Here is a 22,975-nt window from a genome sequence, read left to right as displayed (position 1 = left end):
CTAAATCTAAGACAGTTGGTTGGATTTTTTATGTGATGGCACCGATTATTTCCTGAGAATATAAAGCGTTTGTTTTTTGCTTTTGCTATACTAAGCCGTTTTAAAAATCAGGTTATCTCTCATGGCGTCTTTATCTATTCAGGAACGTAAACGTTTACGTCAAATCGGACATGCATTAAACCCGGTGGTAATGCTTGGTGACAAAGGCCTGACTGAAAATGTGATCGAAGAACTTGAGCGTGCGCTGAACGACCACGAACTGATTAAAGTGAAAGTTGTGGCTGAAGATCGTGAAGCACGTGCTGTTCTCATTACTGAGATCGTTGAAGCAACAGGTGCTGAAATCGTACAAACCATTGGTAAAATCGCGTTGCTTTACAAAAAAGCGCCGAAACAAAACCAAAAACTGTCTAACCTTGTTCGCTTTGCGCACTTGTCTAACTAAGTTCAGGATCTATGGCTAGTTACGAACTGAATGCATTCGATCGTCGTTTTCAGGCGATCTCGCTGGTCGGCGCGATTGAACAGCAAGGCCCATCCACATTGAATGTGGGTTTTTGGCTACGCGATCCGAACCAGTCTGTGCTTTGGCCAGAACTGGTCGCAGCACATCCCCGTCAGGACTTCCTCTGGGAACAGACGTGTTTTGAAATTTTTATTGGGGTAAAGGACGAGGATTTTTATCGTGAAATCAATCTCTCTCCTTCTCAGGCCTGGCAAGCCTATCAGTTTGAAGAATACCGTTATCCAGAAGAAATGCCGCCACAAGCGGCTTACGATATCGATCTGAACCAGCTCAAGCGTACCCATTATGGACTCAATGTCAGCTTGGATCTAACCGATTTCATGGCCCTGAACAAGCTAAAATGGGCTGATCTGTTCCTTGGCTTGTCTGCTGTATTGAAAACCCCTCAAGGCGATCAATACTATGCCATGCAGCACAGCAGTCCACAGGCAGACTTTCATAACAAGCGTGACTGGTTACATGTGTTCTAGGATGTAAATACTCTCCTGTAATACACAAATGATAAAAATATAAAAACGTGAGGCTCATCGGTCTCACGTTTTTTATTTTGCCTGAAGTTCAGGGTAAGTGGATTAGTGATGTAGTCTTGCATTTCTCTGTACTGCTGTCACAGCAGCGTAAAAAATCAGAATCATAGTAATCGCAATAATGGAAACTGCGGCCTGTAAAACACTGAAATAGCTAAAACTCAGTATTACCATGGCAAGATAGGCTAGACGGCTTTTCCAGGTTTCAAGATTTAAAACCATGATCAAGGCAAGTAGCAATATTGCCGCTATAAGATGATGTTGCATCATGACCCCCTATTTTTGTTTTATGAGTCAGTGTTGCGTCTAATACGAAAGGAGAACATAGATGCTCCCCTTCGGCTGCTTTTTTTGTTTTTGTTGCTTGTTTAACTTTTTAGATCAGTTTCTTTTTCTTCGGTTTCTCCTTTTACAACGACGGGTTTAACTTTTTTCAAAACTTCAATCGTACTGTCTTTAGAGCGTTTTAGGGTATCTGCCAGATGATCCTTATGCTTGGTCGAAATCTGGGTGACATCTTCTTTTAATTCTTTACCGAGTTTCGATAGATCATCAATGACCGCATTAAATTCGGTTTTGATAAAGCTGCTCAGTTCATTCAACTCTTTTTGTGAGCCAAACAACTGCTCTTTCAGGGTATCGATGCGCTGTAGTAAATCCTGTTTAAACTGGGTCAGCTGATCAGTCACAGTATTGCTCAGTTTTTTTACTTCAGCTTCAATATTTTCTTTGCTTTCGCCAAGCGTTTCCACTGCCTGCTCTTTCGCCTCTATTGCTGCTTTTTCAAGCTGCTCGGCAGTTTCAGTGACAACGACATTCAGATTTTTTTTAGATGTTGTAGTTTTAGTTGGGGTAGCCATGTCTTTTGCCTTTAGTTATGTTTTGACGATTTCATATTAGTAAATTCGATAAAATTTAAGACTTGATTTGTCTGACAATTATTAAATGGTTACATTTTTCAACATTGATCATGAAACAGACTTTCAAGCAAAAAGCAAGCCATTTATCTCATACTTTTGCAGCAAAGCTATTGGACTTAGCAGGTGTTACTGCGTATAATGCCGTGTTAAGTTCAAGCGAGCAGACATAGGAGGGTAGGTTTAAAAATTAACCTTCCTTTTTTTTCGTCTACTCGCTTTTTTACAGCCTAAATTTCAGGAGCTTTGGTTTGAGCACCCCAGCAATTTTAGCCCTTGCCGACGGAACTATCTTTAAAGGTACTTCGATTGGCGCATCGGGTTGTACGACTGGTGAAGTCGTTTTCAACACTGCCATGACTGGCTATCAAGAAATTTTGACTGATCCAAGTTATGCACAGCAGCTTGTAACTTTAACTTACCCACATATCGGTAATACGGGTTGCAACGAAGAAGACGCAGAATCAGGTCGTATTCATAAAGTATGGGCAAACGGTTTAATTATCCGTGACCTTCCTTTATTACACAGTAACTTCCGTGCTGAACAATCACTAGGTGAATATCTAGAACAGCACAATGTAGTGGCTATTGCTGACATCGACACGCGACGATTAACTCGAATTTTGCGTGATAAAGGTGCACAAAACGGTTGTATCCTTGCAGGCGAAAACATCACTGAAGAAGAAGCACTTGAAAAAGCACGCGCATTCGGTGGTCTGAATGGTTTAGACCTTGCAAAAGAATGCTGTGATCCTGAAGGTTTTGAATGGACTGAAGGTTCATGGACTTTAGGTAAAGGCTTCGCTCAACCAGAATTTAAATTCCATGTTGTTGCATACGATTACGGTGTCAAAACCAACATCTTACGTATGCTTGCAGACCGCGGCTGTAAATTGACCGTTGTTCCTGCGCAAACTCCTGCTGCTGACGTACTTGCACTGAATCCAGATGGCGTGTTCTTGTCGAACGGCCCTGGCGATCCAGCTGCATGTGACTACGCAATTGAAGCTGTAAAAACAATTGTAGAAGATGCCCGCAATATTCCTGTATTCGGGATTTGCCTGGGCCACCAGATTCTTGCGCTTGCAAGCGGTGCCAAGACTGTGAAAATGCCTCACGGCCATCACGGTGCCAACCATCCTGTACAGAACATTGAAACTGGTACAGTGATGATTACTTCTCAAAACCATGGCTTCGCAGTGGATGAAAGCACCTTGCCTGCGGTATTGCGTGTGACTCATCGCTCACTGTTTGATGGTACTAACCAAGGTATCCATCGCACAGACAAACCTGCATTCAGCTTCCAGGGTCACCCTGAAGCAAGCCCTGGTCCACATGACTGCGCACCATTGTTCGATCATTTCATCGAACTTATCGAAGCATCTAAGAAGTAATTAAGGAAGCATCATGGCTAAACGTACAGACATTAAAAGCATCTTAATTATCGGTGCTGGTCCTATTGTGATTGGTCAGGCGTGTGAGTTTGACTATTCAGGCGCGCAAGCGTGTAAAGCGCTTCGTGAAGAAGGCTACCGTGTTATTTTGGTCAACTCGAATCCAGCAACCATTATGACTGACCCTGCGATGGCAGACGCAACGTATATCGAACCGATTACCTGGCAGACTGTTGCAGCAATCATTGAGAAAGAACGCCCAGACGCAGTTCTTCCTACAATGGGTGGTCAAACTGCATTGAACTGTGCCCTTGCCCTTGATGAGCACGGCATTTTAGAAAAATTCAATGTTGAACTGATCGGTGCGACCAAAGAAGCGATTGAAAAAGCTGAAGACCGTAAACTGTTCGACCAGGCAATGCGTAAAATTGGTCTTGAATGTCCAAAAGCAGACATTGCCGAATCAATGGAAGAAGCTTTAGAAATTCAAGCGCGCTTCGGTTTCCCTGTGATTATCCGTCCATCATTCACCATGGGTGGTTCAGGCGGCGGCATCGCATACAACAAAGAAGAATTCATTGAAATCTGTGAACGCGGTTTTGATCTTTCTCCAACCAAACAGTTATTGATCGATGAATCACTCATTGGTTGGAAAGAGTATGAAATGGAAGTTGTTCGTGACAAAAACGACAACTGTATCATTGTATGTACCATTGAAAACTTCGACCCAATGGGCGTGCACACAGGTGACTCGATCACTGTTGCGCCTGCTCAAACCCTTACAGATAAAGAATTCCAGTTACTTCGTAACGCATCTTTAGCGGTGCTTCGTGAAATTGGTGTAGAAACAGGCGGTTCTAACGTTCAGTTCGGTATTAACCCGAAAGATGGCCGTATGGTTGTGATCGAGATGAACCCGCGTGTTTCTCGTTCATCTGCGCTTGCGTCTAAAGCAACTGGTTTCCCAATTGCGAAAATCGCTGCGAAACTGGCTGTGGGTTATACGCTTGATGAACTGAAAAATGACATCACTGGTGGTACAACTCCTGCATCATTCGAACCTGCGATTGACTACGTTGTAACGAAAATTCCTCGTTTCAACTTCGAGAAATTCCCGCAAGCTGATGCAACTTTGACGACTCAGATGAAATCTGTAGGTGAAGTGATGGCCATTGGTCGTAACTTCCAGGAGTCTATGCAAAAAGCGCTTCGTGGTCTTGAAGTCGGTGCATCTGGCTTTGATGAGAAAATCGAAGCGGGTACTGAAGGCGCGCGTGAGAAAATCTTACAAGAGCTTAAAGTTCCAGGTCCTGAGCGTATCTGGTACGTGGGCGATGCATTCCGTCACGGTTTCACTCTAGACGAAGTATTTGCTGCGACCAACATCGACCGCTGGTTCTTGATCCAAATCGAAGACATTATCAAAACTGAAAACCAGATCAAAACTTTAGGTTTTGGTGATTTGAATGCGGACAATATCCGTGCATTCAAACGTAAAGGTTTATCAGATCTTCGCATTGCGAACTTGATGGGCATTTCACAAAAACAATTCCGTAAACACCGTTGGAATCTGGGCGTAACGCCAGTTTACAAACGTGTGGATACCTGTGCTGCAGAATTCGAATCTGATACAGCTTACATGTACTCAACTTACGATGAAGAATGTGAAGCAAATCCATCGACTCGTGACAAGATCATGGTGATTGGTGGCGGTCCTAACCGTATCGGTCAAGGTATCGAATTCGATTACTGCTGTGTACACGCTGCCCTTGCAATGCGTGAAGACGGCTATGAAACCATCATGGTGAACTGTAACCCTGAAACTGTTTCTACGGATTACGACACATCTGACCGTTTGTACTTCGAACCAATTACACTTGAAGATGTGCTTGAAATCGTACGTATCGAGAAGCCAAAAGGCATTATCGTTCAGTATGGTGGTCAAACACCTTTGAAACTGGCTCGTGCTTTAGAAGAAGCGGGTGCGCCAATTATCGGTACATCACCTGACGCGATTGACCGCGCAGAAGACCGTGAACGTTTCCAGCAAATGATTCAACGTCTACAACTTCGTCAACCAAATAACAGCATCGTAAAATCTGCTGAAGAAGGTATGGCTGAAGCGTCTAAAGTAGGCTATCCACTTGTGGTACGTCCATCTTACGTCCTTGGTGGTCGTGCGATGGAAATCGTTTATAACGATGAAGAATTAAAACGCTACTTACGTGATGCGGTTCAAGCATCAAACGAAGCGCCTGTTCTGCTTGACCGTTTCCTGGATGATGCAATCGAAGTTGACGTAGACTGCGTATCTGACGGTAAAGACGTTGTGATTGGCGGCATTATGCAGCATATTGAACAAGCAGGTATTCACTCAGGTGACTCAGCATGTTCGATTCCTCCTTATTCTCTGTCTAAAGAGATTCAGGACGAAATGCGTCGTCAAACAATTGCAATGGCAAAAGAACTTGGCGTAATTGGTCTAATGAACGTTCAGTTTGCGGTTAAAGGCGAAGACGTTTACATTCTGGAAGTGAACCCACGTGCATCACGTACTGTGCCGTTCGTTTCTAAGTGTATCGGCGAATCTTTAGCGAAAGTGGCTGCACGTTGTATGGCGGGTCAATCTCTAGAATCTCAAGGATTCACTTCAGAGATTATCCCTGAACACTTCTCTGTAAAAGAAGCAGTGTTCCCATTCAACAAATTCCCTGGTGTTGATCCGATCCTTGGCCCTGAGATGAAATCTACAGGCGAAGTGATGGGTGTTGGTAAAACATTCGGTGAAGCATTTTATAAAGCTGTTCTAGGTGCGAACGAACGTCTACCTGGTCTTCCGACAGAAGGTGAAGTGAAACACGCATTCATTTCTGTACGTGACTCAGATAAACCTCGTGCAGCAGGTATTGCGAAACAATTGATTGACCTAGGCTTCAAGATTCTTGCAACTGATGGTACATTTAAAGTGATTAGCGAAGCTGGTCTTGAATGTGAACGCGTAAACAAAGTAACTGAAGGTCGTCCAAACATTGTGGACCGTATCAAAAACGGCGAAATCCACCTTGTAATCAATACGACTGAAGGTAAAAAAGCGCAGGAAGATTCATTCTCGATCCGTCGTTCAGCGCTACAAGGTAAAGTGTATAACACAACTACCTTGAATGGTGCGGACGCAGTATGCCAAGCTTTAGCGATTAAATTGCCGATGGATGTATATCGTTTGCAAGATTTAACAGTAGGTTAATTCGTTACTGAGAAGTCCCGTCACCTTCTCGGTGGCGGGCTTTTTTTCATTTATACACTTTGTATTTTACTTACATACCTAATTTTGAGGGACAACTATGAAACGTTATCCTATGACTCCTGAAGGCAAACTTGCCTTGGAAAAAGAATTACATCAGCTAAAAACTGTTGATCGCCCGCGTATTACAGCCGCAATTGCTGAAGCACGTGAACATGGAGATCTAAAGGAAAATGCAGAGTATCATGCTGCACGTGAACAACAGGGCTTCTGTGAAGGTCGTATTCAGGACATCGAAGGTAAACTTGGTGCTTGCCAGGTAATTGATGTTAAAGCGCTAGAACAAAACGGTCGTGTTGTATTTGGCGTGACAGTGACCATTGAAAATCTGGACACTGAAGAACAAAAAACTTACAAAATCGTGGGTGATGACGAAGCAGACTTTAAGATCAACAAGATCTCTGTGAACTCTCCGATCGCACGTGGTCTTTTAGGTAAAAACGAAGGCGACGAAGTGAAAATCGTGACACCACAAGGTGAAGTGGAATACGAAATTTCCAAAGTTGAATATATCTAATTTCTATTTAGATATTTTTAGGCTGTAAGACCCCTCGCTTGAGGGGTTTTTTATTAATCCTGAAAATTTCTATCGGTTTTATTTTAAGAAGCCAGAAGCCAATGCTTCAAATGCCTGTAAAGCCTGAGGTAAAACCTGTGCAGGATCATCGCTGGATGCCACCCACAGTGCTGCATTCATTGCTGCGCCATTTAGCAAGACCGCAGTAGCAAGCGCATCGACTGGTTTTAATCGACCTTCAGCCAGTAACTGTTCTACACATTCACGTGTTGACTGTAGGCATTTATTTTGACTTGGCCAATGTGCTGGATCACCGAGTACGGCCGGGCCATCGCGCAGCACAATCCGTTGAAACTCAGCATTTAATGCATGTTCAATATAAGTGCGTCCTTCAAGCATCAATCCTTCCCAAAGATCATCAGGCTGCTCCAGATGTTGCTGGGCAGATGAAGCCATTTCTGAATCAATCTGATCGACCACCGCAGAAAATAAGCCCTTTTTATCACCAAAATGATGATATAGCGCACCACGGGTCAGCCCTGCTTCTGCCGTGAGTTTATCCATTGAAGTCTCTGCATAGCCATATTCCCCAAATGCACGGCGTGCCACTTGAATCAGTTTTTTACGGGTCTCGGCCATTTTTAATTCACGAACAGACATTTCTATTCTCACTTCAGCATTATAAAAATTTTAATTGACATACGCTACGTATGTCAATTATGTTTACATACGAAGCGTATGTGAAACTGCCAGACGCTTTAAGAAAGGATTTTCATAGTAATTTTTTTAAAGAGAATAGCCATGACTAGAACTGCAATATTTCCCCAAGACCGCCATGCCCTGTATGAACAACATGGTTATTCTGCTGCGATCAAATCGCAAGATTTACTCTTTGTTTCAGGTCAGGTCGGTAGCCGTGAAGATGGTTCTCCTGAACCAGATTTTGAAAAACAGGTAGAACGGGCTTTTGAAAATTTAGCTGCGACATTGGCAGCGGCTGGTTGTACTTTTGATGATATTGTCGATGTCACCACTTTTCATACTGATCCTGAGCAGCAATTTGAAAGCATTATGAAAGTTAAAAACCAGATTTTTACCCAAAAGCCTTACCCAAACTGGACGGCTGTGGGCGTGACTTGGCTGGCTGGTTTTGATTTTGAAATTAAAGTCATTGCACGTATCCCTCAAAGCACTTAGATCAGCATTTACTTTAAAATTTTCTTCACGGACTAGATTGAGATTGTTAATTCAGCTTGCAGCGCAATTCGGTATAATGACCCATTTTATTGTTCTTGCCTCTATGTCTGAAAAGTTAATTAATTCGCCTGTGAATCATTGGTGTGAATTTGAGTTCATCTCAAAAACCGTGAAGAACCCGAATATTCATATTAAAGGGAATTATTCCTACTATTCAGCCTATTGGGATCAGGGTTTTGAGCGTTGTGTGGTGCGTTATTTACATGACAAACCCTCTACCCCAGACAAACCGATTGATCAGCTTTATATCGGTAATTTCGTCTGTTTTGGTGCAGAATGCGTGATTATGATGGGTGGCAACCAATTACACCGCACGGATTGGATTTCAGCATTTCCGTTCGATACACGTAGTTTTGTGCCTGCTGGCGATACAGTGATTGGTGATGGTTGCTGGATTGGCTCACGCGCCATGATTATGCAAGGCGTGACACTCGGTGAAGGTGCTGTCGTTGCTACAGGTGCAGTCGTGACCAAAGATGTGCCGCCTTATGCAATAGTTGGCGGCGTACCAGCGAAAATTATTAAATACCGTTTCCCACAGGAAGATATAGACAAACTGCTTTCCCTTAAAATTTATGATATCGATGAAAAGCAGTTTCTAAAAATGCGTGAACAGTTGCAGACGGATGATGTTGAAAAACTATCAATATTTTTCAAATAAACCAGTTTTAATATATTGGATCCAAACAGATTTAAAATCTTTAATATCATCTAACCCACCAATACAGTAAGGAATTAGTAATTTTTTTATAGCTTGCTCTTTCTGCTCCTGCTGCCCTAGTGTTAAAAAATTCGTCTCTATGTAACTAATGCCTTCATACATATTGTAAATTATGGAGTCATTTATATTTAGTTTATCGAATAATTTCTGCCGAACAAAATAAGATTTTGTCATCCCCCCATTTTCAGAACCCTCAAAATAATTGAATAGATAATTAATTATTTTATTCAAATGATTTATTGAAATCTCAAATTTTTGATCAAATATTAGTGCTATTAAAATAAAATTAATTTTTATATCATCTGCTCTTAAAAGTGCATATTGATTAATCTTTTTTACCAACTCTCTTGAATTATATTTTTTTGCTGCTTGAAAATTTAAAACCCAGAAAAACAATTCACTTTGATCATCTTTAGACTTCACCTCTCCAATACGATATAATTGCTCTTTAATCACTCCCTCATATAATTGATCTTCGCCTATTTTTGGAAACTCAATTGTATAATCAATAAATTTCTCGAAATAATCCCCATTTAGATCTGAGTCGTAACCATAATAATTTTTAACAGACTGTAAAAGCTGTAGCTTATTCATTACTAATACAAAAACGATTTTTGGAATATCAAAGAAATGTTTAATACGCTCAATTAATCGAATAGAAAAATCAGGACGACAACGATCTAGTTCATCAATTATAAAGACTAAAGGTTTATCTAATTTTTCTACGGTTTCAGCTAAATGCTTTTTAAACTCTATTAAAGTTTTCTTTTCAGCTTCATGATTAGCTATCTTCTCCTGAATACTTTCCTTTATTCGGTCACTTGCTTCATCCGATAATTTTTCAATTTCATCTTTTGCACTTTCATAACCTTGTTGTAAAGCAGTACTGATTAGTCCTGCTCCAATGAGATGCAAGCCAAGTGTAAAAGCAACTTTAGGCAAAAAAGGCAATAATGCCGTTCCAACTGAGGCAGATAAACGAATTAATTTATTAATTTTTCGACTAGTACTCTTATCTTTTTTTAAAACATTCGCAATTTCAGACGTGATAACTAGAAATGGATCATCTAAGTAATCATTTGCAAAAGCATCTAAATAAATCACATTATGATCTTTCGTTTCTAAATGCTTTGTCCAATGGCGAACAAACCATGTTTTGCCTTCACCCCAACGCGCATCTAAAGCTAAAACTGCGCCACATTGCAAACGGTCTACATAACGTTCTAATTGCTCTCCTAGACGACGGCGATCCCACAAATCACCATCCCAAGCTGTTTGAATATTCTCAAAATTATCTTTCTGCCAATTTAGTTGATCTGTAACCATTTTTATTGAAATTCATTCGTTTACATTTCATTCATTATATTCATTTTAATTTTTAAAAGCATAAAAAAACCCACTCAATCGGAGTGGGTTTTTTCAGAATATGGTGGCTATGACGAGACTTGAACTTGTGACCCCCGCATTATGAGTGCGGTGCTCTAACCAACTGAGCTACATAGCCTTAAACTGTGCGCGCATTATGGGATTTTCTGTAAATCACGTCAACCCCATATTGTGCTGTTTGATCAAAATTTGTTGAAGTGAGCCGATAAGCCGGGTTCTGTCGAGAACGATCATTCCTCTAGGCGTACAATCACTCATACGCTCAAGCGACCTACCCGGATCCAGCATGGGCCATGCCTAAAGGATCCCTATTTGGTCTTGCTTCCGGTGGGGTTTACCATGCCATGAACTGTTACCAGTCATGCGGTGCGCTCTTACCGCACCCTTTCACCCTTACCTCCGATTCCGATTACTCAGAACCATAATGAAGGCGGTCTACTCTCTGCTGCACTTTCCGTCGGCTCACGCCGCCCAGGCGTTACCTGGCACCTTGCCCTATGAAGCCCGGACTTTCCTCCCCTGCTTCAATCACGGAGATCTCCACAGCAGCGATCGTCTGGCTCACTTCGAGCCGCATAGTATCAAATCTGGCAACTAATTGCTTGATGTTTTTTGAGCAGTCAGTTTTTCATACTTGGCCTGAAGCTGTTCCTGCGTCTCTGCATGGTTTGAATCAAGCGGGATACAGTCTACAGGACAGAATAACTGACACTGGGGTTTATCATGATGTCCGACGCACTCGGTACACAGATCAGGGTTGATCTCGTAAATGAGTTCCCCCATATAAATTGCCTCATTCGGGCATACAGGTTCACAGACATCACAGTTGATGCATTCATCGGTGATATATAAAGACACGCTACCAACCTTGTTGAAGTTTACGCTCGAAGGCAGCAACCACGTTTGGCGGAACAAACTTGGTTACGTCCCCTCGCAAGCGGGCAATTTCACGCACCAGAGTGGATGAAATAAAGGAATACTGTTCTGAAGGGGTTAAAAATACCGCTTCAAAATGTGAATCCAGCTGACGGTTCATATTGGCCAACTGAAATTCATACTCAAAATCTGACACTGCACGCAGACCACGCAGGACTGCTGTAGCATTCTGCTCACGAAAGAAATTCACCAGCAGGCCATCAAATCCTACAAATTCAACATTGTTCAAATGGCTCAACGACGCTTGGGCCAGCTCAACTCGCTCTTCCAAACTAAATACCGGGTTCTTGTGATGTCCAATCGCAATTGCAACTACAACTTCATCAAACATCTTTGCTGCACGGGTCACCAGGTCAATATGGCCATTGGTGATCGGATCAAAGGTCCCCGGATAAATTACACGAGTTTTAGTCATCCATTTTTACTCTGTTTATTGTGTAAGTTTTCCATTTTAACAAAATCTTGATTTTTTGGCGAAGAAACTCCATCAATTTAAAAACTTCAACTCAATTAAAGTTGCGGTACAATAGCAGCAAGTTTGGAAGTATCAGATTATGGCGAAAGCAAGTATTGTAGTTAAAAAAAATAACGGCGGAACGATTGCGCTAAACAAACGTGCCCGTCACGATTATTTTATTGAAGAAAAATTTGAAGCTGGACTTTCCTTACAAGGCTGGGAAGTAAAATCCTTGCGTGCTGGTCGTATGACCATCGTGGAGAGCTATATCACCTTTAAAAATGGTGAAGCTTTCCTGTTTGGTGCCCAGATTCAGCCGCTATTGAGTGCGTCTACCCATGTGGTGCCTGAAGCGACGCGTACCCGCAAATTGTTGCTGAATCGCCGTGAAATTGAAAAACTTTTGGGTGCAATCAACCAGAAGGGTTATTCATGCGTACCACTGGCTTGTTATTGGAAAGGTCCAAATGCCAAACTGGAAATTGCGTTGGTAAAAGGTAAACAGCTGCATGATAAGCGTGCAACTGAGAAAGACCGTGACTGGCAACGTGATAAAGCGCGAATTTTCCATCGCTAATGGTTACATAATGCCTATAAAAAAACCTCCATAAAATGGAGGTTTTTTTATGAATCCAATTAAGCCTTCAGATTCATACGGGCCAGCGTCAAGGCAATATATTCACCAAACCAGAGCGCAGTTTTTAAATCTCCTTCAGGTGGGGTTACTTCAACAGGTGCATTATCCGATTGAGTCATCAAACCTAAAAAGCTGGACATACGGTTGAGGTCAGTTACGCTACGTCCAGTTGGCATTAACGGCAAACCTGCCCATAACATGCCATGCTGCATGGCAAACAGATTAATCTGCTGCAATACTGCCAGCTTGTCGCCACTAAGACCACCGCCATTGGTAAAAGCTGCTGCCAGCTTGCCCTGCCAGGCACGCGCCAGCCAGCGTTTCGAAGACTGTTCCATAAATAGCTTCATCGCGGAAGTCAGACTACCCATATAAGTTGGACAGCCAAAAATAATGGCATCTGCGGCGTCCAGCACCTCCCAATCTATATGTTCGACATTCATCATATGCACCTGAACACCAGTTTCCCGTGCACCATCAGCAATGAAATTTGCCACTTTAGCCGTGTGTCCATAAGGACTGTGATAAACAATCGCAACAGATTGGGAAGATAGGGACATAATACTTAAAAACCAAGAATTTCAGTCAAGTTTAACATTTTCAAGCCATAAACACGAATGTTGCCATGCGTCCGGTCTTGGCTTCACGGCGATAAGAGAAGTATTCATCTGCCTGACGGTAAGAGCACTGATCACCACCCAGCACGGTTTTGATACCATGTTGATTCAGGATATAACGGGCGATTGCATACAGATCGGCATAGTGCTTGCCTGCCTGCTCTCCTGCCTGAAATGCACTGTCCAGTTCAGGATATTTGGAACAGAAAGCTGCTTTTACTTCTGCGCCAATTTCAAAACACGGCTGACTAATCGCCGCACCGAGCCATGCCCAAGTCGGCTGAGTCTGCATGGCAGCAATGGTATTTTCCACAATCCCACCTGCCAGCCCGCGCCAGCCTGCATGTAAATTGGCAACTTCTGTGCCATCTGCATTGCCCAGTACCACAGGTAAACAGTCTGCGGTCATCATCATCAAGGCGTGCGCTTTGCGCTGCGTAACCAGACCATCACCGATCAGCGCCTCAAATGGCATCTGCTTATTGATGGTATGACAAATCGTGCTATGGGTTTGGGTCATCCAGGTGATTTTATCCACGCCAAAAGGCTGGAAGTCTTTTAGCAACTGGATGCGGTGTTTTTGCACACGCGCCGGATTGTCATTGACATGCAATGCCAGGTTAAAGCCCGCCAGTTCTGGCTGCTCCGATGGCTGTACCTGTTCATGATGAACACGGGTCTGACCCACATAAACGCCTTGAGGCAAACCTTGTACAAATTGCATGTCTCTTCCTTTTTAATGACCAATGCTGGAAATGAAGAAATTAATAAGCCTTGTTTTCGCTGCGCAGCACTTCAACCAGATTGGTGAAATCTTCTGGCCACGGCGCATTAAAGGTCATTTCTTCTTTGGTCCGTGGATGTTTCAGACCTAAAGTCGCAGCATGCAGTGCCTGACGCTTAAAGCCACGCAAGGTATCTTCAAGCAACTGTGAAGCACCAGCTGGCATACGGACACGCGGCATATACACCTGATCACCTACCAGACCATAACCGATATAGCTAAAGTGCACACGGATCTGGTGAGTACGACCAGTTTCCAGACGCGCTTGAACCCGGGTAAAGTGCTGGAAGCGTTCTTTCACATTGTAATGCGTGACTGCATCCTTGCCACCTGGAAGTACGGTCATTTTGACACGATCTACCGGATGACGTTTGATTGGCTCATCAATGGTACCACCGGCAATGATGTTGCCATATACAACGAGATCATAAACGCGGTACACCGATTTTTTCTCAAGCTGACAGCTTAAAGAGAATTGCGCTTCAAGATTTTTCGCAACCACCAGTAAACCCGAGGTATCTTTATCGATACGGTGCACCAGACCGGCACGCGCCAGTTCTGCTGATTTTGGATAATGATGCAATAAAGCATTCACCAAAGTACCAGAACTATTGCCTGCACCCGGATGTACGACCATGCCAACTGGTTTGTTGACTACAATAATGTCATCATCTTCATAGACGATGTCCAGTGGAATATCTTCAGGAAGGCTGCGGGTTTGTGTTTCAAGCTCAACATTTAATGTAAGCGTTTCAAAACCATCACATTTGTATTTAGGCTTTACAGGCTGGCCATTGACCAATAAATTACCGTCTTTAATCCACTGTTTCAGCTTTTCGCGGGAAAAATCGCTCCATACGATCGCGGCAACCTGATCGATACGCTGGCCCAGGTAGGTTTCATCCACTTGAAATTGCAACGCTAAACGTGTTGCAGTTGTGTCTGAAGTATGGTTATCTGCATCCTCAGAATCTTCAAGTAAATTAAAATCAGTTTCAGGGAAATTAGAATTGGAAGATTGTGCTTGACTCATTTGCTCATTCAGACAAAAGTGGTTTAATAGTGCAATTGTAGCTCATTGCCCGTATTAACAGAGGAATTTTTATGTCGCTACCACATTATAAAATGACAATGCTTGCAATTACGTTAGGCGTTGCATCGGCAATGGTAGGCTGTAGCAGTAATCCAACAAAAAAAGACGTCGTGGATAAAGGCCCTGAAGCCAGCGAACAGGTTTATATTCAAAAAGCACAAAAAGCGCTTGATCGTCAGCAATATAGTGATGCTGCACGTCAGCTTGAAGGTCTGGAAACCTATTTCCCTACCAGTCAGTATGCAGCTCAGGCGCAACTGGATCTGATCTATGTCAAATTCCAGCAAAAAGATTTTGAAGGTGCAGTAGCATTGGCTGAACGCTTCATCCGTCTGAACCCACAACATCCAAATGTGGACTATGCCTACTATGTGCGTGGTGTAGCCAACATGGAGCAGAACTATAACGGTCTGCTGCGCTATACCAAACTGAAACAGTCACACCGCGATGTCAGCTATCTGAAAGTGGCTTATCAGAATTTTGTCGATTTTATTCGTCGCTATCCTTCAAGCGAATATGCAGTTGATGCTGCTCAACGTATGAAGTTTATTGGTCAGGAACTGGCTGAGCACGAAATGAATGCGGCGCGTTTTAATATCAAGCGTAAAGCCTACCTTGCGGCTGTTGAACGTGCGCAATGGGTGATTGAACACTACCCACAAGTGCCACAAACTCCGGAAGCTCTGGCGACCATTGCCTATGGCTATGACAAGCTCGGTGATAAAGCGACTTCACAGCAATATATCGAAGTGCTGAAACTGAACTATCCAAATCTGGTGAATGCCGATGGTACAGTGGACTTAAGTTCGGCACGCAGTGAAGGCAGTTTCTTTAACCGTGCAACCTTAGGGATCTTCGGTAAGGAAGCGCGTACCTACTCAGGTTCTGACAATATTCCGGAACCAAAACAGGAACGCAGCCTGACCAATCGCATGTCATTTGGTTTGTTAGATCGTCCTAAAAACACTGAAACTGAACAGCCTGAGCCGACTGCTGAATAAGCCGACTGTTACAGGTGCAATTTTGCAAAGGGCAAGGTATCATACTTGCCCTTTTGCCATTTCTGAGCAACGCTTGAACAAATCGTGCAAAAGGTATACAAAGGAATTTATATAGAGCTGGCTTAATTCCTACTCTTAATTTTTCAATGATTTACACCTTATAAACGCAGCACGAGAAGCTCAGCAGACTATGGCCATTCCTCAACATACGATTGATCAGATTCTCGATCGCACCGACATTGTCGATGTGATTGGTCAATTCGTGAAATTAAAAAAAACTGGCCGTACCTATTCGGGCTGTTGCCCTTTCCATCAGGAAAAATCGCCTTCTTTCCACGTTTACCGAGACAAGCAGTATTTCCACTGTTTTGGCTGTCAGGCCAATGGTAATGCCATCCGTTTTTTAATGGACATTGGCAACCGTAATTTCATTGAAGTGATGAAAGACCTGTCCAGTCAGACCGGCATTGAATTACCTAAAGATAATCAGGAATCCAACAAGCTTAAATATAAGCGTGAAGCAGCGAAGCCTAAAGCTGCAACAAAACCGTCTGCGCCAAAGGCAGCAACCAATACATCCAATAAGCAGAATCAGGCAACTTCAGCTGCCAGTGATACTGCATCGGCCGCCAGTTTTGACCCTTTTGCGGAATTTCAGAATCCTGAACAGGACTACTACAGCGATCCGTTTACTGCTTTTGAGCAAATGCCAATGCAGGACGCGCCTCAGGAAGGCAACCTGTTTGACCTATTGGAAAATATCGCACAGTTCTATGAGCGCCAGTTACCGAATAGTGCCAGTGCACAGCAGTATTTCCGCCAACGTGGCCTCAGTGCTGAAACAATTGCCTATTGGCGCTTAGGTTATGCACCGGAAGACTGGCAGCACCTGGAAAAAGCTTTCCCGCAGGATATTGAAGGTCTCAAGCTCTTAGGTTTGATTCGTACCAGCGACAATGGTCGTGATTTCGACCTGCTTCGTGACCGGGTGATTTTCCCGATTCGGGATGCGAAAGGTCGTGTGGTCGGCTTTGGTGGCCGTGCGCTTAATGATGAAATCAAGCCGAAATATATCAACTCGCCGGATTCGGAAGTTTTCCATAAGAATCAGTTGCTGTATGGCCTGTATGAAGGCCGTAAGCAGAAAGCTCAAGACTGGCTGATGGTCGAAGGCTACATGGATGTCATTGCCTTGCAGCAATATGGCATTCATGGTGCTGTGGCGACACTGGGGACTGCCAGTAATACCGAACATCTGAATATCCTGTTCAAGCAGAATCATCGTATCACGATTGCCTTTGACGGTGATGCTGCCGGTCAGAAAGCGGCACGACGTACACTTGAGATTGCCCTGCCGTTACTCAATGATGGTCGTGAGTTGAAGTTCTTTGTACTGCCAAATGACCATGATCCAGATTCATTGATCCGTCGTGAAGGCATTGAAAACTTTCGCCGTCTATTAGATCAGGCTCCGCTATTATCCGATTTTGTATTTGCCCATCTGGCCCAAAACCATGATGTGACCACACCTGAGGGTAAAAGCCAGGTCATGGCAGAGTTGCGTCAGCTGACCGAGCTATTACCAAAGCAAGGTTCTTATCGCTATCTGCTGCAACAGTTCTTCCGGGAAAAACTAGGTTTTAACCGCAAATGGCAACCCAAGGTTAATAATGATGCCAGCTTAAGCTTTAGTACTAAGATTGATGCTGAAGAATATGTAATTGCAATCTTGCTGAATCATCCCTATTTGTACATTCATTTTGAACCATTGCGTGCTCTGGTTTCACCGGACCAATTGCTCTATAAGATCTTGAATATTCTGAATGTGATTTTTGATGATCTACCAGATGATCCAGAATTGTCGACTTATTATGTACTCGGTGCCTGTGCCGCGCATCACCATGAATTACAGCACATCCTGCAACATGCCAATGTCAGCGACTATACCTCTTCTCCTGAACAGGCAGACAAGCTGGCAGCTGATTTCTCGACCAAGCTGCAATATCAGTGTTTAAAAAACAAGATTAAGTCGAAGAAATTTAGCAGTATTGAAGAAATGAAGAATCTGAAGTTGCAGATTTTTGAGATTGACCGGAAGCGTACGATGACACTGCTTGAAGAATAATTTTCTTATTTTTAAGTTGAGTAATGGAGATCTGTGTAGATCTCCATTTTTTATTGGATCGAAAATATCTAGTGCTTTGGTTTACGGCGTTTTAGCATGACCTCATGCAAGGTATGCTGTACCATCTCAAAACAACTCGGGTCTTCAGCTTTGGCCGCTTCACGCAGCACGATCGAAGTGGGATGTAGCAGCTTTTGAGTCAGACGATGTGATAAATCTGCCAGTACCTCTACAGCCAGATCACCTTTGGCAATACGTTGCATGGCATGGGCCAGTTCTTCTTCACGTAACTGTTCACCATAGTCACGATAGGTATGAATAGTGTCACCTGCCAGATTTACTTTCTGTTGGGTAACCAGTTCAGTTGCCAGCTGATTGACCATTACTTCCGCTTCAACCGCCGCCTGACGACGCTGTGCCAGGTTTTCCTCAATCACGCTTTGCAGGTCATCGACACCATAGAGATAGACTCCATCCAGCTTTTCAACCTTGGCATCGATATCCCGCGGTACAGCCAGATCAACCAACAGCATTTGCTGGTAACGGCGTTTCTTTAATGCCGCTTTGACATCAGCAAAATGGATCACCTGATGCAGACTACCGGTACAACTGGAAATGACATCAGCACGATGCAGGTTCGCTGCCAGCTGATCAAATTCAATAATTTCAACATCGACACGATGCGCGATTTCCTGTGCCAGACTTTCAGCACGTGCGCGGGTACGGTTGCAGATAATGACCTTACCGACACCCATTTCCGCCAGATGCTTGGCCACCAGGCTATTCATTTCACCTGCGGCAACAATCATGACGGTCAGTTTTTCCGGCTTGGAAAAAACCTGAATCGCCAGCTGTGCCACCGCATACCCCATCGATACAGCATGACTCCCCACTGCAGTTTCCGAACGCACACGTTTGGCGGCATAGAAGGCATATTCAAATATACGGTTGAGGTTTGGCGAAACGGTATGAGCTTCTTTAGCCAGGGATAAAGCGGTTTTTACCTGTCCCAGAATCTGTGGCTCACCTAACATCAGTGAATCCAGACCACTGGCGACACGCATCAGATGCGTAACTGCCTGAGCATTTTCATAGCGATACACATGGTTTTGCAGCTGCTTGACATTAACCCCATTTTTTTGGGCGAGCCAGTTCAGCACCATGTCGACATTGTCAGACATCGCGTAGATTTCAGTTCGATTACATGTAGACACCACCACCATGTCATTCAGCTCAGGGTGCTGGCTTTGTTCAGCAAGCAAGACACTTAATTTTTCAGGATTAAAAGCAACTTGTTCACGAAGTTCTACAGAGGCAGTTTGATGGTTGACACCCAATGCAAAGAAAGACATATCAGGTCATCATTTCACTAAATTTATGCTATTGTGCAACATCGGTGTCATAAAAAGCATTACTTGGATCAAGAAAAAATTGCGATATATCAACAGCCGTAGTCACGGCCATACAATTAAGCAATATTCTACCACATTCTTACTTGTAGGTAGCATGGCTTCCACTGCCCAGCTTCAGGCAGCAGGAACAGTTTACCATGCCAACCCAAATTATGAAGCAATAAAACAGAGTATGATCGCCGAGTTTGCTTTAGCTTCCAACGACATTCCAACTGCACTACATAACTATACTGTGCTGGCCATCAAGAGCAATTCCACCACAGTAAAACAACGTGCCTTGAATGTTGCTTTGGAACATGATGATCTGCGTGCAGCCCTTGATATTTCGACACATTGGGTAGTTCAGGAACCACAAGATGTCCCAGCAATGTTCTATCTGGCGCATATCGCCTTAAAAGCCCACGAATATGAACTGGCAGCAGAAACCCTAGATAAAATTCTACAGATTGATGACAGTGCCGATCTGGAAGAAATTCTTGCAGGAATCGTCCCAACAGATACTGAAGATCGAAATTATCTGATACAGGCACTCAGTTCCAGCAAAGCCAAAAATAACCCCTCTATTCTTGTCCTGGTCGCAGGACTGGAAGCCCAGAATGGTCAGTTTGAACAGGCACTGCTGACCATTAATCGTGCTCTAAAGAAGCGTCCCAGATCTACGGGCTATATTCTGCTGAAGGCCAATCTGTTACAGGCCTTAGATGACCAGGAACAGACCTTAAAATGGTATGAAAAAGCCAGCAACAAAAACCGCAACAATATCGAAGTGCGCCTGGCTGAAGTCAAATACCTGATCAAGCTCAATGAAACTAGATTAGCCCTGCAAAAACTGGAAACTATTCTAAAAAAATGGCCTACGCATGAAGAGGCCTTATTTATTGCAGGCCTGACCAGTATTGACCTTGAAGAGTACGACAAAGCAGAAAAATATCTGGTCGAACTGCGCTACTCAGATCAGTATCAGAATGAAGCTTATTATTATTTGGCGATTAATGCCGAGCGTAAGCAGCATTATGAAACTGCCAAAGCCTATTACCGTCTGGTGGATGGCAGCCTGTATACCGTTTCCAGGCGTAACATGATCTCTATCTTCAGCAAGCAGGAAAAACTGACAGATGCCCTGCGCTTCCTGACCCAGGAACGAGTTAATTATCCACAACATGCCAGTTTTCTGTATCTGGCTCAGGCGGACATCTTAAAAAAGATGGACAACAAGAAAGCTGCCCTGCGTCTACTGGAGGAAGCCAGCAACAATCTGCCAGATGATCCGGAACTGGTCTATGCTCAAGTACTATTGTTAGATCCACATCAGGATCGTCTTCTGCTCGATCAGTTGCTGAAACGCTTATTGAACATTGAACCGAATAATCCAGCTTATTTGAATGCCTATGCCTATACACTGGCAATGCAGAACCGTCGTCTGGAAGAAGCCCGTCGTTATGTCGAGCAAGCACTGGAATATGCTCCTGAGCAAGCCTCGATTTTAGATACCTTCGGCTTTATCTGCTATCAGCAAAATGACTTTGCTACTGCTGCTCTAGCTTGGGAAAAAGCTTACAACCTGAATCCGAGCGCAAAAATTGGCGTACGACTGGCTCGCTCACTGTACATGAACGGTGATATTGAACAATTCCAACAAGTCTTTAAACAATTACAACAAAATTATCCGGATGATCCTGAATTAAAGCAGCTTCATTCGTTATTGTTATCACCACCGATGAAAACGAGTTAATTCTATTATGCCTAAGCTTAGCCAGCTGGCCTGTTGCTTCCTTGCATCAGGCACTTTGATTCTGACCGGTTGTCAGCAGATCGCGCAACCCAAACAACCTGCCACATCGGCAATTCCAACTGCTGAAAATGAATTCCAGCTCCAAGGCAAGATTGGTGTGCGTACCCCACAACAAAGTGGCAGTGCCTTCTTCACCTGGGCACAGCAGCAGGAACAATTTGATATTGAACTGACGGGTATTCTGGGCGTAGGCAAAACCCAGATCACTGGCCAACCTGGTCAAGTTTCGCTGAATAGCGCCAAAACAGGTCTGATTAAAGCTGCTACACCAGAAGAGCTACTGCAACGTGCAACTGGCTGGCAGGCACCGATTACCCATCTGGTCGATTGGGTACAGGCTCGTCCTGCGACCAGCAATGCCCAATTGCAAAAAGATGATACTCAACGCATCAGCCAGATTATTGAAGATGGCTGGACCGTGGATCTCAGTTATGCAGCACAGGCACGTCTGCCAAACCGCCTGATTTTAAAACAGACACTTGGGAATGGCGGTGAAAACCGTATTACAATGGTGATTCAAAATCGTTAATGCATTTGATTGAAACTTAACCATGATTCGTGTTCCCTCGCCTTCTAAACTGAATTTGTTTCTCCACATTACGGGTCGCCGACCAGATGGTTATCATGAGCTGCAAAGTATTTTTCAGCTGATTGATTTGTGCGACTGGCTGGAGTTTGAGCAAACTGCAGATAAACAGATTCAGATTGAAGGGCTGGCATCTGTCGATCTGGAACAAAACCTGATCTATCGTGCGATTCAGGTGCTTAAACCTTATGCAAAAGCTTATTCGGGTCTAAAAATCCGTCTGGAAAAAAATATTCCGATGGGTGCTGGACTGGGTGGTGGTTCATCGAATGCTGCCACCACTTTAATTGTCGTGAACCAGCTCTGGGATTGTGGGCTAACAATTGAGCAGTTAGCTGAACTGGGTGTCAAGCTTGGTGCCGACGTGCCGATTTTTGTTTATGGCCGAAATGCATGGGCAGAAGGCATCGGTGAACACTTAACATTCATTGACTTAGATCAAAAACAGTTCATTGTGCTCAAACCTGACTGTTTTATCAGCACTCAACTGCTTTTTTCACAAAAAACGTTGACAAGAGACACGAAGAGCTCTAAATTTTGCGCCTATCAGATAACGCCATCTGATTTCGGAAATAACTTTGAGCCACTGGCAAGAAGCTTATATCCTGAAGTCGATGAAGCAATGCAGTATCTCGACCAGTTCGGTGTTGCAAAGCTTACAGGTACAGGTGCCTGCGTGTTTATCGAAGTAACTGAAAAGATGAATGTAACCAACATTCTTGAAAATGCACCATGTAAAGCTTACCTGGTGAATAGTTTACAAGAATCACCATTACGTCATTTTAAGGTTTGTTAGGGGTATCGCCAAGTGGTAAGGCAGCGGGTTTTGATCTCGCCATCCGTTGGTTCGAATCCAGCTACCCCTGCCATTTTTCACCTGTAGATGTACTGTAGTAGGGGCGTCGCCAAGTGGTAAGGCAGCGGGTTTTGATCTCGCCATCCGTTGGTTCGAATCCAGCCGCCCCTGCCATTTTACAGTCATCAAATTA

At 43.7% G+C, this 22,975-nt stretch carries 23 protein-coding genes, 3 tRNA genes and 1 other RNA gene; 15 read left to right on the top strand and 12 right to left on the bottom strand.

Annotated features, from left to right (window positions below; all coding sequences use genetic code 11):
* The first annotated feature begins 121 nt into the window (after positions 1–121).
* Together yhbY and F955_RS05035 are read left to right on the top strand one after the other, a co-directional pair.
* A complete protein-coding gene (gene yhbY / locus F955_RS05040; RefSeq protein WP_004814942.1) occupies positions 122–445 on the top strand; it encodes a ribosome assembly RNA-binding protein YhbY in 324 nt (107 codons plus the stop codon).
* 11 nt (positions 446–456) lie between these two features.
* Positions 457–996: a DOMON-like domain-containing protein gene (locus tag F955_RS05035; protein ID WP_004892007.1), complete on the top strand. Its 540-nt coding sequence runs from the start codon at positions 457–459 to the stop codon at positions 994–996.
* Positions 997–1,098: 102 nt separating this feature from the next.
* Here F955_RS05035 and F955_RS05030 read toward each other — a convergent pair whose 3' ends face one another.
* Positions 1,099–1,320, bottom strand: coding sequence for a hypothetical protein (locus F955_RS05030; RefSeq protein ID WP_004892004.1), 222 nt, complete (start codon positions 1,318–1,320; stop codon positions 1,099–1,101).
* A 101-nt stretch (positions 1,321–1,421) separates the two neighbouring features.
* A complete protein-coding gene (locus F955_RS05025) occupies positions 1,422–1,913 on the bottom strand; it encodes a hypothetical protein (protein ID WP_004892001.1) in 492 nt (163 codons plus the stop codon).
* Between the two features lie 308 nt (positions 1,914–2,221).
* On the opposite strand from F955_RS05025, the gene carA reads away from it, so the two are divergent.
* The 3 genes from carA to greA all read left to right on the top strand — a co-directional run bounded on the left by carA (position 2,222) and on the right by greA (position 7,182).
* Positions 2,222–3,364, top strand: coding sequence for a glutamine-hydrolyzing carbamoyl-phosphate synthase small subunit (gene carA / locus F955_RS05020; RefSeq protein WP_004814933.1), 1,143 nt, complete (start codon positions 2,222–2,224; stop codon positions 3,362–3,364).
* A 13-nt stretch (positions 3,365–3,377) separates the two neighbouring features.
* Entirely contained in the window at positions 3,378–6,608 is a 3,231-nt protein-coding gene (gene carB / locus F955_RS05015; RefSeq protein ID WP_004814930.1) for a carbamoyl-phosphate synthase large subunit, read from the top strand.
* A 97-nt stretch (positions 6,609–6,705) separates the two neighbouring features.
* Positions 6,706–7,182 carry a transcription elongation factor GreA gene (gene greA / locus F955_RS05010; protein ID WP_004891998.1) on the top strand — a complete coding sequence of 159 codons (477 nt, stop codon included), beginning with the start codon at positions 6,706–6,708 and terminating at the stop codon, positions 7,180–7,182.
* Between the two features lie 78 nt (positions 7,183–7,260).
* Here the strand turns inward: greA and F955_RS05005 are convergent, their stop codons facing one another.
* The gene (locus F955_RS05005) at positions 7,261–7,842 is read right to left on the bottom strand and encodes a TetR/AcrR family transcriptional regulator (protein ID WP_004891996.1); all 582 of its coding nucleotides are present in this window, start codon (positions 7,840–7,842) and stop codon (positions 7,261–7,263) included.
* A gap of 141 nt (positions 7,843–7,983) precedes the next feature.
* Here F955_RS05005 and F955_RS05000 point away from each other — a divergent pair, with 141 nt between their 5' ends.
* Both F955_RS05000 and F955_RS04995 read left to right on the top strand, forming a co-directional pair.
* A complete protein-coding gene (locus tag F955_RS05000; protein ID WP_004891993.1) occupies positions 7,984–8,379 on the top strand; it encodes a RidA family protein in 396 nt (131 codons plus the stop codon).
* A gap of 103 nt (positions 8,380–8,482) precedes the next feature.
* Positions 8,483–9,100, top strand: a complete 618-nt coding sequence (locus tag F955_RS04995) for a CatB-related O-acetyltransferase (protein ID WP_026056784.1) — start codon at positions 8,483–8,485, stop codon at positions 9,098–9,100.
* Here F955_RS04995 and F955_RS04990 read toward each other — a convergent pair.
* From F955_RS04990 to coaD, 5 genes are all read right to left on the bottom strand, one after another.
* Positions 9,083–10,486: a KAP family P-loop NTPase fold protein gene (locus F955_RS04990; RefSeq protein WP_004891987.1), complete on the bottom strand. Its 1,404-nt coding sequence runs from the start codon at positions 10,484–10,486 to the stop codon at positions 9,083–9,085. The two genes, F955_RS04995 and F955_RS04990, sit on opposite strands and share 18 nt — an antisense overlap.
* Positions 10,487–10,587: 101 nt before the next feature.
* A tRNA-Met gene (locus tag F955_RS04985) sits at positions 10,588–10,664 on the bottom strand.
* 72 nt (positions 10,665–10,736) lie between these two features.
* An RNA gene (gene rnpB / locus F955_RS16170) (RNase P RNA component class A) lies at positions 10,737–11,114 on the bottom strand.
* 26 nt (positions 11,115–11,140) lie between these two features.
* Positions 11,141–11,404 carry a YfhL family 4Fe-4S dicluster ferredoxin gene (locus F955_RS04980; RefSeq protein ID WP_017401625.1) on the bottom strand — a complete coding sequence of 88 codons (264 nt, stop codon included), beginning with the start codon at positions 11,402–11,404 and terminating at the stop codon, positions 11,141–11,143.
* Between the two features lies 1 nt (position 11,405).
* Positions 11,406–11,897, bottom strand: coding sequence for a pantetheine-phosphate adenylyltransferase (coaD, locus tag F955_RS04975; protein WP_004814921.1), 492 nt, complete (start codon positions 11,895–11,897; stop codon positions 11,406–11,408).
* Positions 11,898–12,036: 139 nt separating this feature from the next.
* Between coaD and smpB the strand changes: the two genes are divergently transcribed.
* Positions 12,037–12,516 carry an SsrA-binding protein SmpB gene (gene smpB / locus F955_RS04970; protein WP_004891982.1) on the top strand — a complete coding sequence of 160 codons (480 nt, stop codon included), beginning with the start codon at positions 12,037–12,039 and terminating at the stop codon, positions 12,514–12,516.
* A 59-nt stretch (positions 12,517–12,575) separates the two neighbouring features.
* On the opposite strand, the gene F955_RS04965 is transcribed toward smpB, so the two are convergent.
* Genes F955_RS04965 through rluD form a run of 3 tightly spaced genes read right to left on the bottom strand, consistent with a single transcriptional unit; the run spans position 12,576 to position 15,010 of the window.
* Positions 12,576–13,136, bottom strand: coding sequence for a flavodoxin family protein (locus F955_RS04965; protein WP_004814919.1), 561 nt, complete (start codon positions 13,134–13,136; stop codon positions 12,576–12,578).
* Between the two features lie 40 nt (positions 13,137–13,176).
* Complete coding sequence (gene pgeF / locus F955_RS04960; RefSeq protein WP_004891978.1) at positions 13,177–13,917, bottom strand: peptidoglycan editing factor PgeF; 741 nt, start codon at positions 13,915–13,917, stop codon at positions 13,177–13,179.
* Between the two features lie 40 nt (positions 13,918–13,957).
* The gene (gene rluD / locus F955_RS04955; protein ID WP_004891975.1) at positions 13,958–15,010 is read right to left on the bottom strand and encodes a 23S rRNA pseudouridine(1911/1915/1917) synthase RluD; all 1,053 of its coding nucleotides are present in this window, start codon (positions 15,008–15,010) and stop codon (positions 13,958–13,960) included.
* Positions 15,011–15,081: 71 nt separating this feature from the next.
* Between rluD and F955_RS04950 the strand changes: the two genes are divergently transcribed.
* A complete protein-coding gene (locus tag F955_RS04950; protein ID WP_004814916.1) occupies positions 15,082–16,071 on the top strand; it encodes an outer membrane protein assembly factor BamD in 990 nt (329 codons plus the stop codon).
* 190 nt (positions 16,072–16,261) lie between these two features.
* Positions 16,262–18,196 carry a DNA primase gene (locus F955_RS04945; protein ID WP_004891971.1) on the top strand — a complete coding sequence of 645 codons (1,935 nt, stop codon included), beginning with the start codon at positions 16,262–16,264 and terminating at the stop codon, positions 18,194–18,196.
* Positions 18,197–18,264: 68 nt separating this feature from the next.
* Here the strand turns inward: F955_RS04945 and hemA are convergent, their stop codons facing one another.
* On the bottom strand, positions 18,265–19,548 hold the full coding sequence (hemA, locus tag F955_RS04940; RefSeq protein WP_004891969.1) for a glutamyl-tRNA reductase: 1,284 nt from the start codon (positions 19,546–19,548) through the stop codon (positions 18,265–18,267).
* A gap of 79 nt (positions 19,549–19,627) precedes the next feature.
* Between hemA and F955_RS04935 the strand changes: the two genes are divergently transcribed.
* From F955_RS04935 to F955_RS04915, 5 genes are all read left to right on the top strand, one after another.
* Entirely contained in the window at positions 19,628–21,340 is a 1,713-nt protein-coding gene (locus F955_RS04935; protein ID WP_004891967.1) for a tetratricopeptide repeat protein, read from the top strand.
* A 7-nt stretch (positions 21,341–21,347) separates the two neighbouring features.
* Positions 21,348–21,929, top strand: coding sequence for a lipoprotein insertase outer membrane protein LolB (gene lolB, locus F955_RS04930; protein ID WP_004891964.1), 582 nt, complete (start codon positions 21,348–21,350; stop codon positions 21,927–21,929).
* Positions 21,930–21,951: 22 nt separating this feature from the next.
* A complete protein-coding gene (gene ispE / locus F955_RS04925; protein ID WP_004814910.1) occupies positions 21,952–22,782 on the top strand; it encodes a 4-(cytidine 5'-diphospho)-2-C-methyl-D-erythritol kinase in 831 nt (276 codons plus the stop codon).
* Positions 22,781–22,855 (top strand) — tRNA-Gln (locus F955_RS04920). The genes ispE and F955_RS04920 overlap by 2 nt, the downstream gene beginning before the upstream one ends.
* Positions 22,856–22,881: 26 nt before the next feature.
* Positions 22,882–22,956: transfer RNA gene (locus F955_RS04915), tRNA-Gln, on the top strand.
* Positions 22,957–22,975: the final 19 nt, after the last annotated feature.

The organism is Acinetobacter schindleri CIP 107287 (genome assembly GCF_000368625.1).
Lineage (GTDB): Bacteria > Pseudomonadota > Gammaproteobacteria > Pseudomonadales > Moraxellaceae > Acinetobacter > Acinetobacter schindleri.
The sequence above is the reverse complement of the archived record's forward strand: the minus strand, read 5'-3'. Positions and strand labels throughout refer to the sequence as shown.